This window comes from Paenibacillus albidus (genome assembly GCF_014644435.1).
Taxonomy (GTDB): domain Bacteria; phylum Bacillota; class Bacilli; order Paenibacillales; family Paenibacillaceae; genus Paenibacillus_AQ; species Paenibacillus_AQ albidus.
Map to the genome: position 1 here is coordinate 13,975 of NZ_BMKR01000018.1, position 13,287 is coordinate 27,261.

General features: G+C 45.1%; 12 protein-coding genes. 2 read left to right on the plus strand and 10 right to left on the minus strand.

The features are described from left to right. Window positions 1–214: 214 nt before the first annotated feature. From IEY53_RS19720 to IEY53_RS19755, 8 genes are all read right to left on the minus strand, one after another. Window positions 215–1,633, minus strand: a complete 1,419-nt coding sequence (locus tag IEY53_RS19720; RefSeq protein ID WP_229696245.1) for an FMN-binding glutamate synthase family protein — start codon at window positions 1,631–1,633, stop codon at window positions 215–217. A gap of 169 nt (window positions 1,634–1,802) precedes the next feature. Next, window positions 1,803–4,454, minus strand: a complete 2,652-nt coding sequence (ppsA, locus tag IEY53_RS19725; RefSeq protein WP_189027993.1) for a phosphoenolpyruvate synthase — start codon at window positions 4,452–4,454, stop codon at window positions 1,803–1,805. 265 nt (window positions 4,455–4,719) lie between these two features. Beyond that, entirely contained in the window at window positions 4,720–5,115 is a 396-nt protein-coding gene (locus IEY53_RS19730) for a VOC family protein (RefSeq protein WP_189027995.1), read from the minus strand. Window positions 5,116–5,464: 349 nt separating this feature from the next. Then, the gene (tnpA, locus tag IEY53_RS19735) at window positions 5,465–5,827 is read right to left on the minus strand and encodes an IS200/IS605 family transposase (RefSeq protein WP_189028164.1); all 363 of its coding nucleotides are present in this window, start codon (window positions 5,825–5,827) and stop codon (window positions 5,465–5,467) included. 174 nt (window positions 5,828–6,001) lie between these two features. Beyond that, complete coding sequence (locus IEY53_RS19740) at window positions 6,002–6,595, minus strand: YdeI/OmpD-associated family protein (RefSeq protein WP_189027997.1); 594 nt, start codon at window positions 6,593–6,595, stop codon at window positions 6,002–6,004. A gap of 198 nt (window positions 6,596–6,793) precedes the next feature. After that, window positions 6,794–7,216: an SRPBCC family protein gene (locus IEY53_RS19745; protein WP_189027999.1), complete on the minus strand. Its 423-nt coding sequence runs from the start codon at window positions 7,214–7,216 to the stop codon at window positions 6,794–6,796. Beyond that, window positions 7,213–7,542, minus strand: a complete 330-nt coding sequence (locus IEY53_RS19750; protein WP_189028001.1) for an ArsR/SmtB family transcription factor — start codon at window positions 7,540–7,542, stop codon at window positions 7,213–7,215. The genes IEY53_RS19745 and IEY53_RS19750 overlap by 4 nt, the downstream gene beginning before the upstream one ends. 349 nt (window positions 7,543–7,891) lie before the next feature. Continuing rightward, window positions 7,892–8,917: an aldo/keto reductase gene (locus IEY53_RS19755; RefSeq protein ID WP_189028003.1), complete on the minus strand. Its 1,026-nt coding sequence runs from the start codon at window positions 8,915–8,917 to the stop codon at window positions 7,892–7,894. 163 nt (window positions 8,918–9,080) lie between these two features. Between IEY53_RS19755 and IEY53_RS19760 the strand changes: the two genes are divergently transcribed. Continuing rightward, on the plus strand, window positions 9,081–9,683 hold the full coding sequence (locus tag IEY53_RS19760) for a TetR/AcrR family transcriptional regulator (RefSeq protein ID WP_189028005.1): 603 nt from the start codon (window positions 9,081–9,083) through the stop codon (window positions 9,681–9,683). Window positions 9,684–9,772: 89 nt separating this feature from the next. On the opposite strand, the gene IEY53_RS19765 is transcribed toward IEY53_RS19760, so the two are convergent. Then, on the minus strand, window positions 9,773–10,261 hold the full coding sequence (locus tag IEY53_RS19765) for a DUF6022 family protein (RefSeq protein WP_189028007.1): 489 nt from the start codon (window positions 10,259–10,261) through the stop codon (window positions 9,773–9,775). Between the two features lie 152 nt (window positions 10,262–10,413). On the opposite strand from IEY53_RS19765, the gene IEY53_RS19770 reads away from it, so the two are divergent. Beyond that, window positions 10,414–11,139, plus strand: a complete 726-nt coding sequence (locus tag IEY53_RS19770; protein ID WP_189028009.1) for a MerR family transcriptional regulator — start codon at window positions 10,414–10,416, stop codon at window positions 11,137–11,139. A gap of 115 nt (window positions 11,140–11,254) precedes the next feature. Here the strand turns inward: IEY53_RS19770 and IEY53_RS19775 are convergent, their stop codons facing one another. After that, window positions 11,255–13,195 (minus strand): YhfM domain-containing protein, encoded by a 1,941-nt coding sequence (locus IEY53_RS19775; RefSeq protein WP_189028011.1) that lies wholly within the window; start codon window positions 13,193–13,195, stop codon window positions 11,255–11,257. Window positions 13,196–13,287: the final 92 nt, after the last annotated feature.

Here is a 13,287-nt window from a genome sequence, read left to right on the forward strand (position 1 = left end):
GTCCAAAATCCGTCTCTTCATAAAAAAATGAGCTCAGGTAACGACGTCTGAGCTCATTTTTCTTTGATGCACAAAAGATAATAAGCGTCAAACTACTTCCCACCTTCGAAAGCGCAATCGCTATGAGATACTCTCCCCCAGAAGCCAAGAAGCTAACCAAATTAATCGCCGTCAGCTTTACGGACATCCTGAATGCCCCGACAAAGAAGGGGGTTTACTGTAAATGCAGAGATTCATCAGGATCCATCATTTCCGTTGCACCCGGAGTAACGTTGGCTCCTGGGGAAGGTTTTTGTTTGCCCGGAGGGAAACCGGCATAATCGATCTGCAATACTTGGGCTAAATCCCGGTCGACTGTAACCAGATCCATTTTGTTGATTTGTGCCAAATCCGTTTTCCCAAGGGCATACGCAACTAATTTCATTTCTTCGACGGACGACTTGAGGAAATTAGCTAAATGTTCAGCGCCCTTTTCAACGTCCAAATCTTCTTTGAGCTTTCCCAAATATAAAGGGATTTGCGGCGGGGGTTCAGTCGGAAGCGCCTCCGCTATTTGCGTCTGAAGCAGGGCGATCAGGGCGATTGAACCGATATAGACCGCGTCCGCCCCTAATGCCATAGCTTTGAGGAAATGCCCCGGCGTCGTTAATCCCCCACTAGCGATGACGGAAATGCTTTGTTTGACTCCGTGTTCTTCCAAATACTGAACGGTTCTTGCCAACGCAAATAACGTTGGCAGTCCGACATCATCCTGAAGTGTCGTCGGACCTCCCTGCGTTCCTGCTTCCGCCCCGTCCACGACAAAATAATCGACTCCCGCTTGAACGGCGACATCCAACTCCCGTTCCATAAAATGAGTCGCACAGATTTTAATACCCACTGGTACACCGTATTTGTTTTTCAAGTTCTGTACCAGTGAAATAATGTCCTCCGTTTTGTTTACTCCCGGGATGCGGGAATGAATGACGGAATTTTCGCCAGGTTTCAGTTTTTTGGTGATCCGCAAATCCTCCCCAATCTGGTGCGACCCCATCGACGGAGCGGCCGCCCGAGCTCCTTGACCGAGCTGGATTTCTATAGCGTCCAATTGGCGGAGTGATTCATCGATGTTCATCCATCCGCCACGATGATACTGGCCGATGAAAAACTTGGCTTCCCTTCGTTCTTCATTAATGAAAAGCGCTTCTCCTGAATTGGTAGCCGTACCGGCTATACTGGCACCACGAGCCAAAGCGGCCTTCGCCTTCAAACTTATTGCTCCACCATAAGACATACCGCTAATGAGAATAGGAATTTCGAGATTTAGTGGCTTTTTCGCTTGAGGTCCAATGGTGACGCCTGTTTGGATTGGCACGTCGTCTTGTGTGGGCAGGCGGAACATATGCACGGGGTTAAGCAAAATTTTATGCCAGTCCGACAACACAATCGTACTCCCCAAAGTACGTTCGATTACTTTTCCGCTTTCCGCCCGTATTCCGGCTTCAATGATCGCCCGCGGCGTCAGCTTTTGCATGATTGCAAACATGGAAAACACATTTTCCGTATATGGATCTTGCATCATACGCTTCATATAATGGTCCGCCATCGTGTCCATGACACCGTTCGTCATTTTGCGAATCATCCAACGAAACAAAGAAATCTCCCCCTTGTATGCTAATAGCAGTTACCGGTATAGCTTATTTTTCTCAAGGTTTTTACATAGTAACTCTACTATTCTATTTGTAAATCACAGGTATTTGATACTATCCGGTGCATTTGATGGGCTGTTATGCATTGACTTATTATTTCTTAACGATCCCATCCTATTCATGCGATTCCGTATACTTAACGCTTTTCAATATTTCGATATACCCTTCTGTTCCATGCACGCGAATTCGTTGCCCGTCTTTTATCAGTTTGGTAGCATTCTCCACTCCGACAACTGCCGGTAAGCCATATTCACGTGCGATAACGGCTCCATGGGTCATCAGTCCACCAACTTCGGTGACTAGGCCTTTTATGGATACAAACAATGGTGTCCAGCTGGGGTCAGTAAAGCAGGTGACTAAGATATCTCCATCTTCTAGATCAGCATCCTCCATATTTAAAATGACCCGCGCCCGTCCCTCTATAACTCCGGAAGAAACAGGCAGACCTACAATAGCTTCGGCTGGTAGATTTTCCCGTTTGTACTTACCTGCAATGATTTCACCATCAGATGTGATCACACGCGGTGGAGTTAGTTTGTCATAAAATTTATACTCTTCTTTTCGTTTATTGATGATCTGATAATCCAGTTTATTGGTGCGTACGACTTCGTGAAGTTCTTCAAAAGTAAGATAATAGATATCTTCTTTTTCAAGAATAACGCCTGCTTCTACGAGTTGTCCGGCTTCTTTCAGTAAAGTCTGCTTATAAACAAAGAAGCGATTAATATATGCATATTTTGGATATTCCCGATATCCAATGAGATTTCGGACTAGGTCGATCATTCGTTTTGTCTCTTTGGCTTTTTGTTCGCCATCCGGCAATCGCTTCAACCGCTCTAATAACTCTTGTTCTTTATTCAAAGCTTCCTGTCGCCCTTGCTCAAATTTCCGCTTTCCGGCATTAGGCTCAAAGTTTTTGATGTTACCCAGAATCATGGGGACAAGGGTAATTGGCTTTTCACTCCAACGGGTTCTGGTAATATCGATCTCTCCGGTGCATCGCATTCCGTATTTGCCTAGATAAGCATAGATCGCGTCTTGGGATTCTTGCCCGCCCTCAAACTTAACCAGTTCATCCAAAAAGCGATCATTTTTTACATGTTGTAAATAAGTAATGACATCCGGATAAGGGCGTATCACATCTGCGACATCCATTAGAGCCAAGCCCATTTCCGAAGTGATATTGTTAGGTACAGATTGAGACAGCGTATCTGCTGCGTTTTTTTCACCCAACCACTCCATCATTTTTTCATTGATCCATGCTGAAGCATTCATAGCAGTCATAATCACACCAAAGCTTCGTGGATCAGATACGTTCTTCCTCGTCCTTAGTTCCTGGATATCTTCTTGAATAAAATCAAATAGATCCGCTCCTGATTTCGTTTGGATCTTATATTTTAACTCTTCGATCGATGTTTCACTTCGCTGAATCAAATCAGAAACGATGGCCGGATCATAATCGTTAAGTGTTTCATAATTCGCAGGCGCCGGACCTTGATTGCTTTTACCGTCACTCTGTTCTGTCTTATCATCCGGTGTCGGTTTTATAAAATCCCCCCGCTCTATGACGGTCGTCAATGCATCTTTAATGAGCGGATCGTTTTTTCCCAGGACATTTATTAAAGTTTCCCTGCCGGAAGGTGAAGCCAGCATAAGCGAAACATCAACAAACAGCCTTCCGCCTGCTTTACGCATGGGCGCTGGAGTTAGTAACAGGTAAAAAGACAAGCCCAGTGGTTTCATGGGATCTGTCATCATTTGTTGGTGACCGACAGACACATAAACGTGATTCTCTTGATCATTCGCTTCAGGAATCGGATATAAAGTAGTAATTGGCCGGCTTTGGACAATATAAAAAGTACCATTGGCCAAACACCATTCGATATCTTGCGGGCAGCCAAAATGAGCTTCGATTTGCCTTCCGATGCGTGCCAGCTGTAAAATTTGTGGTTCAGTAAGTGTTTGAGCGGTTTGCTGATCGGGATCGAGCTGCCGGGTATCTGTTCCGCCTTCTTTTAGTCCATAAATAGCCAGTTTTTTGGTTGCAATCCTCTTATCGACGATTTCCTCTTCCTGTACCTTATAACAATCGGCAGATACCAAGCCTGAGACCAGTGCTTCTCCAAGTCCAAAACTGGCATCGATCGATAGCAGCTTCCGGTTTGAAGTAATCGGATCGGCGGTGAATAAAATCCCTGAAGCCTGCGGGAAAACCATCCTTTGCACGATAACAGATAAATAAACTTGACTGTGGTCAAATCCATTATGCATACGGTAGATTACCGCGCGATCCGTAAATAGGGAAGCCCAGCATTTGCTGATATGCTGCAGGATTGCATCGACGCCGATGATATTTAAAAAGGTGTCTTGTTGACCGGCAAAAGAGGCATGCGGCAAATCTTCAGCAGTCGCACTAGAACGCACTGCATAAGCATGATCATCACCAAGCTGGGAGAGATAGTGAGTAACTGCCTTCACAACATCGGAAGGAACTGCTGCTTCCATGATGAGTTGGCGAATCTTCCTGCTGATTTCACCAATTTGATCTCGATCTTCTGCTTTTAGCGTGGTTAGTTGATTGAGCAAACCATGATACGTTTCGTTTTGTTCGATGGCTTTTTGATATCCCGCTGTTGTAACACAAAACCCTTCTGGCACTTGAATTCCTTCAATTTTTGATAACTTCCCCAAGTTCAAACCTTTTCCGCCAACAAGCAATAGCTGCGAATGTTCCACTTCCTGAAAACCGAGAACCAAAGCACTCATTCATGATCTCCCCTAACCCTTAAATTGAAAAAAACTGTTGACAAGAGCTTTCTGGCATGGTAAATTTAAAATGTAGAATACGATATTTTTGTCCATGTATGCCACAAAAGTTGTAAGCTGATTATATCATCGTGCCTGTTTATATGCAATATAAAGAACCTGATAAACTATCCAGGTTCTTTTTTGATTTCCCGCTATATTAGTATCATCAAACCATGGTTCTAGACGAACTCCGTCACTTTAATTGAATGAGTTAACACTATCTCTAAGTTAATTGCTCTGCAATCTCCCAGACATGGCCTGCCGGATCTGTGAAGGCAGCCGTGCGTACTCCCCATGGCCGGTCTACTGGACCGTTAAGTAGAGCAACTCCACGTGTTTTTAATTCGTTCCATACTGCATCTACATTATCCACTCGGATGGTAAACTGAAAGCTAGATCCGGATTCTGGGATTGCGACAGTTCCTGGATGGATCAGATCATATGCTTCGGAAATATTCAGAAGGTTAATGCTCATATTTCCGAAGTTGAATACCGCAGAAACATCGTCTTCATATACAGCGGAAAATCCAAATACTTCTTGATAGAACGCCCTCACCCTTTGCAAATCCTCCACAAACAACGTAATAACATCAACATTCAACGACCCTAAAGTCTTCATACAGTACACCCCTTCACGTAAAAAATATCGAACCAATCCCGTGCGTTGAGCCACCCAAAGCCATCATGTTAAATTGCCTCACCTTAACATATCGTCAAATCAACTTATTTCTATTCTAGAATAGGTTGAGTATTTTAAATTTCTTTTTGTTTGCTATGTTGAGCAATTTTGAGTTCTAGTGCCCGTTAGATTAGCGTGCTTCAGTTAAATCAGAACCACCCGTCCAACGGGTGGTTTGCTCCTGGGGTATAACCCCCTGTTGCCAAACTGCGCCTAAAGACGCTAGCCTGACCACAAATCTGTTCAGGCTCAGTGTTATTTGTCACTTTCACTTACCAGTTAAACTGGTTTATTTCTTTTTGCTCCTGTCGCTGCTGAATGGATCTTCATACTCTTTTACACTCAGCTTATCTATGGCTTGGTCATGTGCTTCTTGTTCTCGAATATATTTTGCTACCGTTGCTTCATTTAAGCCCACTGTACTCACATCATATCCTTCTGCCCAGAATTTCCGATTCCCGTATTTATGATCGGGCATCATGTGGCCTTCTATGATCTCTACTCCCTTGTATTTACATAAGCGTTTGAAAATTTCTATTAAGTCTCTTCTCACTTGATTATAGATCTCTTTCCGTCTATACTTCGGGGTGAATACAATGTGGTATTTGCACATCCACTTTGTGTGAGCTAGGCTGTAGCTCTTGTTTGCCATCTTTGACCATTCCTTTCTGTTGAGCCTGAACATCTCAATTTTATCGGAACGGTCTTGGTGGTCAAACCCTCGTTCCCTCCACCCGCATAGCGGGTGGTTTTTTGTTTCGCGCGTTTCACTCACTCAACTGGCTAAAGCCATAAAACTAAAAACTCCGCGCTAAGCGCGGAGTTACTAATCATTTAATCCCTTTCCATTGAGGATATGCGCGATATATTTTTCAACCCTTGACTCTCGGGTTTTGGATTGCTTTGGGGTAGAAAAATGCAGAATGTATGCTCTTTGCCGTCCTGGCGTCAATGCTTCAAAAGCCGTTTTTAAGTCGGGGATTTCAACGAATTTATTTTCTAATTCTTCAGGCATGATGTATTCCGTATTCTTTTTATAGTTCACTTGCAAGCCGGCTTTCTCAACTTCAATGGCTTCATCAATATATGTTTTCAAGATAAGTTGCATTTCATCGATTTCTTTAACATTGGTGAAGCGAATCTGGCGTGCTGCCTGAACGTTCTCCGTTTGTTGGATTAGGATCCCATGGGGATCTTTTAACAACGCGCCTTTGTGAAACAGAAGCGCACAATAATCCTTAAACCCATGAATCAAAACGATGTTTTGATTGTCAAACGTGTAACAAGGATGCATCCACTTAAAATCCTCGGTCAACTCGCAGTCAAGAACAATATCTCTCAACAGCTCAAATTCTTCCTTCCACTTCTTAAGTTTGTTAAAATAGGGATCAATCTTAGTATTCTTTTCACCTTTAATCATCAAGGTACCCCCTTCTGTTTTTTGATTTAACTTGCTCAATTCGTTCCGATAAATAAAAAGCCCGCGGTTTTCACGGGCTTCGTACGGCCCCTGTTCTTGTTCAACCGACACTTCTATGAACTAAAAAGGATGCGGCAATCAAAGTAATGATTATGGATGGCATCGCTTGTCCGGAAGGATGCTTGATTCTCAAATGTTTTACAATTTATCCAATACCTTTTCAAGCTCGCCGCACCATTTACTCCAGCCATACTTAGCACCACCCAGTGCTTGAGCATTTGAGATTCCGGTTTGTTCGAGATGAAGGTTAACCTTTCCGTTTCCTAAATCTTGTAGCGTCCAGGTGACCGTGTGCTTCTCACCGCTCTCCCAAGTATAGGACAACCGGTGCGGTTCCTCCACGACCAGTACTTCGCCTTCAATAATTCCATTCCAATATTCGGTCGGTTGAGTTCGAAATTGAAAACGGTGTCCTACGACGGGTTCAAAATCATTATCCATCGCTTCACCGGTCTGGATGTTGGCCACCCACTTGGCTAGCTTACTTGAATCAGTTAAGGCGGACCAAAGCTTCTTAATCGATGACGTGAACTGAAAATCCATAGATAATGTTAAACTCATTCTTCTTCCTCCTCTAATAGTTGGTTCAAGCGCAACATATTCTCACTCCAGAACTTGCTGTAGAAAGCTAACCAATCTTGAATTTCTCTGAGTGGTGAGGCGTTTAGCCTAAATCGCGTTTCTCTGCCGACTTTTCGGTCAAGTACCAGTCCAGCCTCTTTAAGTATGGTCAAATGCTTGGATACCGCCGTACGGCCCATTTGAAACTGTGCCGTTAATTCATGAAGCGGTATCTCCTTTTCCTCTGCTAACAAACGAATCAGTCGGCGCCTAGTTGGATCTGCAATCGCATCAAAAACATCCCGCAACTGGTTGTTCTCGCTCACAACACCCTCTCCTATGCATTTCGTCGATTCCTTCATAGGACACCATTTGGTGACAATTCAATTATAGGACACCATTTGGAGTCCTGTCAATAAAGTTTTTAAACTTACGCGGACTTCTAATCGGTTATGTATCCAAGGTCTTGTCAATTTCGGCCAAGTATATCAAAAAAAGCCGAATTTATGCGGCTTTCAATGTCTATATGTTCTTATCGCCCGACATTATTATTCCCGATAAATCGAAGTATATCGTTACATGGGGCTAAATTCGCTGAAGCTAAAAGTTATAGATTGCTGATTATATGAAGCAGCACCCGGCGTTCACCAGGCGCTGCTTGATCAGATCTTATCTTTAGCGCCTGCGCCGGGAAGCATCCAGCCATTCCGGCGTCCAAGCAGGATCTTGATCGTCCATTCTTCTCCCGGGAGGAACGATCGCATCTATGGCGTCCAGCAGATCGGGGCTAAGCGTCAAATCCGTTCCGGCTAAATATTGTTTCAATTGCTCCGGTGTGCGCGGCCCCACAATGATCGAAGTGACCGCCGGGTGGCTCTGGGCAAACGCGACAGCCATATGCGCCAGTGTCATCCCCACCTGATCGGCAACTTGCTGCAGCTGTTCGATGAGCGCGAACTTTTGCGCATTTTCCGGCAATTCCGGATCGAGCATGCGGGCGGCTGGCCCCGTTAAAAGCGCCGCGCGCGATCCGCTGTCCGCTGCCCTGCCAGATGCATACTTGCCCGTCAGTAGACCTCCGGCCAGCGGGCTGTAAGTCAACAAAGCGAGATCGTGGTGCCGAGCGACTTCGGCAGTATCCATCTCGATGCTTCGGTTAAGAATCGAGTATGGAGATTGCTCGCTGACAAACTGCTGCAAGTGGCGACGCTCGCTCGCCGCCTGCGCCTCTGCCAGCTGCCAGGCTTGATGATTGGAAGTTCCGATATAATGGATCTTGCCTTCTTGGATCAGATCGCTCAGCACGCCCAGAATTTCTTCGAAAGCAACGTCCCCGAACGGGCGATGCAGCTGATAAAGATCGATAAAATCCGTCTGCAGCCGCTGCAAGCTTTGTTCGACCGCTTGCCGAACCCAGCGACGGGAAGCGCCGCCTTGATTCCGCTCGCCATTCGGCTCGGCCCCGAATTTCGTTGCCAGAATAACCTCGTCCCTTCTGCCCTTGATCGCCTCGCCGATAATTTTTTCCGATTCCCCATCCCCGTAACGGTTGGAAGTATCGATCAGATTAATACCGGCGTCCAGCGCCCTGTGAATGATTCGGATCCCCTCTTGTTTGCCGGTAAGCGATCCAAAAACGCCCCCTCCCAGGGCATATTGACTCACCCTAACGCCCGTACGCGCCAAATCTCGATATTGCATGAATATCCATCTCCTTTTAATGAACACGTGTTGATACGCTTCATGGGATCCATTATAATAAGGCCAATCGTTCGAAACAATCAACAATACAGCCGAACTGTTCAATAATAAACAGAAGAGTAATACTGTCCATTACGTTTGGCTATCGAAAGGAGTACGGATGATGGAGGGTAGTACGGATCTGCGGGCGGTTCGGAGCCGCAAGCTCATCGAGCAGGCGCTGACAGACATCCTGAGTAATCAAGGGATCAAGGAGTTAACCGTTAAAAATCTGTCGCAAAAAGCCGGCATTAACCGCGGCACCTTTTATTTGCATTACAAAGATATGTTCGACCTGATTGAGCAAACGGAGTGGATGCGGGGTTTGCTGGACATATTCGAGCCCATTATGCTGAGCGATCTGATGAAGCATTCGGATGAGAAATCGTCTTTCCCGGCGATCGCGGAAGCCTTTCGATATTTGCACCGTCATGCTTCTTTTTTCAAGGCCGTCTTTCATCCCTCCGCCCCCGTCGAATTCAGAGAGCGGCTGCAGCACCTGGTCGGTACCCGTTTATACGAAAGTCTGAAGCAGGAGCAACCCGGTTCGAGTTGGTCCGTTCAGCCCGCCGGTTATATCATCGCTTATCTGGGCTCTGGCCAGTTCGGGTTGATCCAGCATTGGTTCATGACCGGTCGAACGCTTCCACCGGACGAGATTGCGTTGATGCTGACTCGGTTTATCCGTAATTCTCCCTGTCTTTCCCATCATTTTAGCGGGATCTGACTCAACAAAAGAAGACGCGGATCGGATCCGCGTCTGCAAGACGGATGCACCCCGGCACCGATTGGCGTTTCTCTTCTTCACCATTTTACTTATCCCTTGATACGTCGGACTCCTTGCACGATCTTTTCTCTCTCACTCTCCCTCAACGAATAGATTACAGGTGCCGTAGGAATCTCAAACTTCAGATGAGAATGAGGAATTTCTGTCAATAAAGTTCCAACAGGTTGTTGGCTTTTTTTACTACGCACAACATTCCAAAATATCCTGGATCTATTTTCCACGGTTCCCCATTTTTCAAGCGAATTTCGGAATAATAAACATTTGCCAATAACGAAATCATGGTCCTCGAGGGGTTCCGTTACTTCGAATCCGGCGTCCTCAAGGCCATCAAATAGTGCAGGCATAAACTGGTCCAAATACAGTCCATAGGCAGCATCCTCGATCTCACGAAAAGCGACCGTTAGTTGATCATGCATCGAATCGTACAAGGGCTTCCATGCCGATCCGATATACCGATTACCTATCTGGGCAATCTCTTCGATTGTCATATCGTAACGAAATATTGCATTAAAGGTCATTCTTATTCCTCCTTGATTTGAACTAACTTCATCATATAACATATAAGCCAATTAGAAGGTTTTTCGGAAATCCCCAAATAAAACAATATAAATACCGGAAAAACGTTACAATAGTTTTAATGTTTTTCTATTCATTAGATAGGGGGGATAACATGGGCTTACGACCAAAAAAACTTGCGAATACATTTATGATAAGCGCCAACACTTTGCGAAACTACGAAGCGAAGGGGGTAATCCCTCCTGCTGAGCGTTCTGCCAATGGATATCGCATGTATACGGAACGGCATGAGGCCTATCTGGCATGTATTCAAGCCATGACCCCTGGATTTGGAATGGAAGTGACGACCGAGGTGCTGCAAGGTCTCCAAAGAAATCAGTTGGACGATGCATTGTGGATCGTTAGGGAAAGGGAGGTCATGCTGCTTCGGGAAAAAGCAAGTTTGGATCAGCTGGTAAGGGAGCTGAATTCGTATGCCGATGGAAGTTTAGCTTACGACTTAAACCAACGCTTCAGCATCCACGAGGTCTCTAGACGGACGGGGGTTCCTAAATCAGCGATCCGTTACTGGGAGAAAAGCGGCCTATTCACTACTGAGCGGGACCCTGATAACGAATACCGTCTATATAATGAAGCACATCTTCTTATAATTAAGATGATTCAGGTGTTGCAGAGCTCTGTTTATTCCGAGGAGACCGTAAACTTAAAGCAATCGATTGCACTTTTAGAATTCCAAAACATCGAGCATGCGATAAAGCTTGCGGAAAGTATCCGAATTCACCTGCATAAAACGATCAAACTCCAGATGCGAGGTATCTACTTTCTCTATCGCTTGATTCAATCATTAGGCTTTTCGGAAACAACCGAAGCCCACCGTTGATCACTCCTCCATACATTGATCAGTATTATCGTAAAAAAAAGAGCCGCCAAATTGGCGGCTTCTTAAACGATATAGATCCGTGTTGGTCTTTGAGCTGGTATTCGCGAGAGCCTATTTATTTCCCTTTTTTATAGGTTATTTCTTTATTACTTACAATGATCTTCCCCTTATCACCGGCATCGCCCACTTGGCGATTCGTTGTAACAGTTGCACTGGGCGGCATGGACTCAGAGGTATCCCCTTTCTTCTTTTTCTTTACATCATAGAGATAATAAGAAACATCCGTCACCTTCAACCCTACATTTTCTGTGTCCTTAAGCTCTACAGTATAGGATTTCATCACAGCAACATTAGCGTCAATCCATCCAGCAACTTCTACCGCCGCCCCCTCACGCCCGCCTTCAGCCTGAACAGATCCAATGGGAAGCCCGTCAGGGTTATAGAAATTGATTTCTTGAGGGGCTATTCTCAAATAATCGATATCGATGTCAAGGATCCGGTTCCGTGTGTCCTCTGCCCGATCCATCCAGGCAATCGTGCCTGCCGGATTCCACTTTATTTTCTCAGAGGGCACATATTGATCCGGTGGCAGCGGTACAGTACGAAGCGGAAATCCTTTATTATTGTAAAAGGTCAATTGGCCGCTCTCATCATCATGTACAAACCTCTTAAAGGTTGGTGAGAGGAACAGGGATGGCGCCCCGGTCGTCGAATGAGGGATTACGCGATATTTCAGAAGATGGACATCGTCCTCTCCTGTATTCAGATCAAAGATCCATACATTCCCGAGGTAACTCTGCATGAATAATTTTTGCTCATTGGTTTTCCATTGGTGTTTATAGATGTAATCATACTCGTCTGTAAGCGGCCAGAAGTCTTCCCGAAGCCGTTCGATGGTCCCTGTGACCACATTATAAGAGGACAAATGATATTGCCCAGCTTCTTCCGTGAGTTCCGATTCCAGAAATAATAGATGATCTTCATCCAACGGAATCAGCATATTGTAGCTGCTCATGAATGTATTGTTCCAACGATTATCGGAATTGCTCAGCTCATCGCTCCATTTCACATGCACCTCGTCCGTAGAAGGATCATGGGCTAACAAAGCGTTGATTGCGTTATGGTCCCCATAGAAGAGATGAATGGTGTGATACAAGATCCCCTGCAGCTCAACCACAGGTCCGCCGCTTATCGAATAGTTATTTTCCGGTAGGCCTACTGGCCTAGCAACAAGCTCTCCATTTGAGTTCCGCTCTGCTCTAAATTCCAAACCTGTGAAGCTTGATTCCTTGAACATGATCTTTTTCATCTCAGCAGTTGATTCTTTAGTAAGTGTATAGCCAATATGCGTTTCTCTCACATCCATAAGCATGGCTTGTTCACTGGTTTCGTTGATCCATAGATGATAAGCGTATTCCTTGTTTTCCGAAGCAAGAACGATATCGTAGTCAGGAATCGCCGTGTTTAATATTCCTGGCGTTTGGACTGCGGTATGGATGGCTCGGACGAAAATTCCTATTGTTTCATTATCTGCGTATTCAACCTTAATTTCAGGATTCACTGAGCCATGGGTAAGAGATTTCGCGAGTGTGATTTGCCTGATGTCCTCCTCTATCTTTAGATTATGGAGTTCGTTTTGTTGTTCATCCGGTTGAAACAAGTGAAGTAAAGCTTCCTTCCCGGTTCCCGGCAGCCTGTAATGCCCATTCTTCCCGGATTTGGTGAATAGGCCGTCATTCTCTCCCTTAATCCAGAATGAGAACTTTTCGCCTTCGCTATCCCCCAATTTTACGGAAGCCACATAATCCGGTCCTGTGATATCAAGCTTTGCGCTGTCGTATTCAGCAGTATGTATAACTTCATCGAAACGTTCCAATAACTTGTCGTCTGTTATGGCCATCAATCCGCCGCTATCGTTCCGGATTGTAATGGAATCAACAGCGTTCAGGTCGATCAGAGTTTGATCCTTCTTCTTGTCCTTGTAGTCCGAATCGACACATCCAACAAGGAGCGCTGAAATGACCGTTAAAAGGACTAGAAGATTTATCTTCTTCATCTAGAGCCCCCCCTTCTTATTCTCTTGGACGCTAGATAGAGGATAAAGTTGCAAATTCATGGAAAATTATGTCCCTTTAACTAAAACAGTCG

What these genes read in the sequence shown, in the direction of transcription:
- tnpA (WP_189028164.1), bottom strand. Translation starts at nt 5,827, where the DNA reads ATGGCAAACAAGAGCTACAGCCTAGCTCACACAAAGTGGATGTGCAAA.
- IEY53_RS19755 (WP_189028003.1), bottom strand. Translation starts at nt 8,917, where the DNA reads ATGCAATATCGAGATTTGGCGCGTACGGGCGTTAGGGTGAGTCAATAT.
- IEY53_RS19760 (WP_189028005.1), top strand. Translation starts at nt 9,081, where the DNA reads ATGGAGGGTAGTACGGATCTGCGGGCGGTTCGGAGCCGCAAGCTCATC.
- ppsA (WP_189027993.1), bottom strand. Translation starts at nt 4,454, where the DNA reads ATGAGTGCTTTGGTTCTCGGTTTTCAGGAAGTGGAACATTCGCAGCTA.
- IEY53_RS19770 (WP_189028009.1), top strand. Translation starts at nt 10,414, where the DNA reads ATGGGCTTACGACCAAAAAAACTTGCGAATACATTTATGATAAGCGCC.
- IEY53_RS19730 (WP_189027995.1), bottom strand. Translation starts at nt 5,115, where the DNA reads ATGAAGACTTTAGGGTCGTTGAATGTTGATGTTATTACGTTGTTTGTG.
- IEY53_RS19775 (WP_189028011.1), bottom strand. Translation starts at nt 13,195, where the DNA reads ATGAAGAAGATAAATCTTCTAGTCCTTTTAACGGTCATTTCAGCGCTC.
- IEY53_RS19765 (WP_189028007.1), bottom strand. Translation starts at nt 10,261, where the DNA reads ATGACCTTTAATGCAATATTTCGTTACGATATGACAATCGAAGAGATT.
- IEY53_RS19740 (WP_189027997.1), bottom strand. Translation starts at nt 6,595, where the DNA reads ATGATTAAAGGTGAAAAGAATACTAAGATTGATCCCTATTTTAACAAA.
- IEY53_RS19745 (WP_189027999.1), bottom strand. Translation starts at nt 7,216, where the DNA reads ATGAGTTTAACATTATCTATGGATTTTCAGTTCACGTCATCGATTAAG.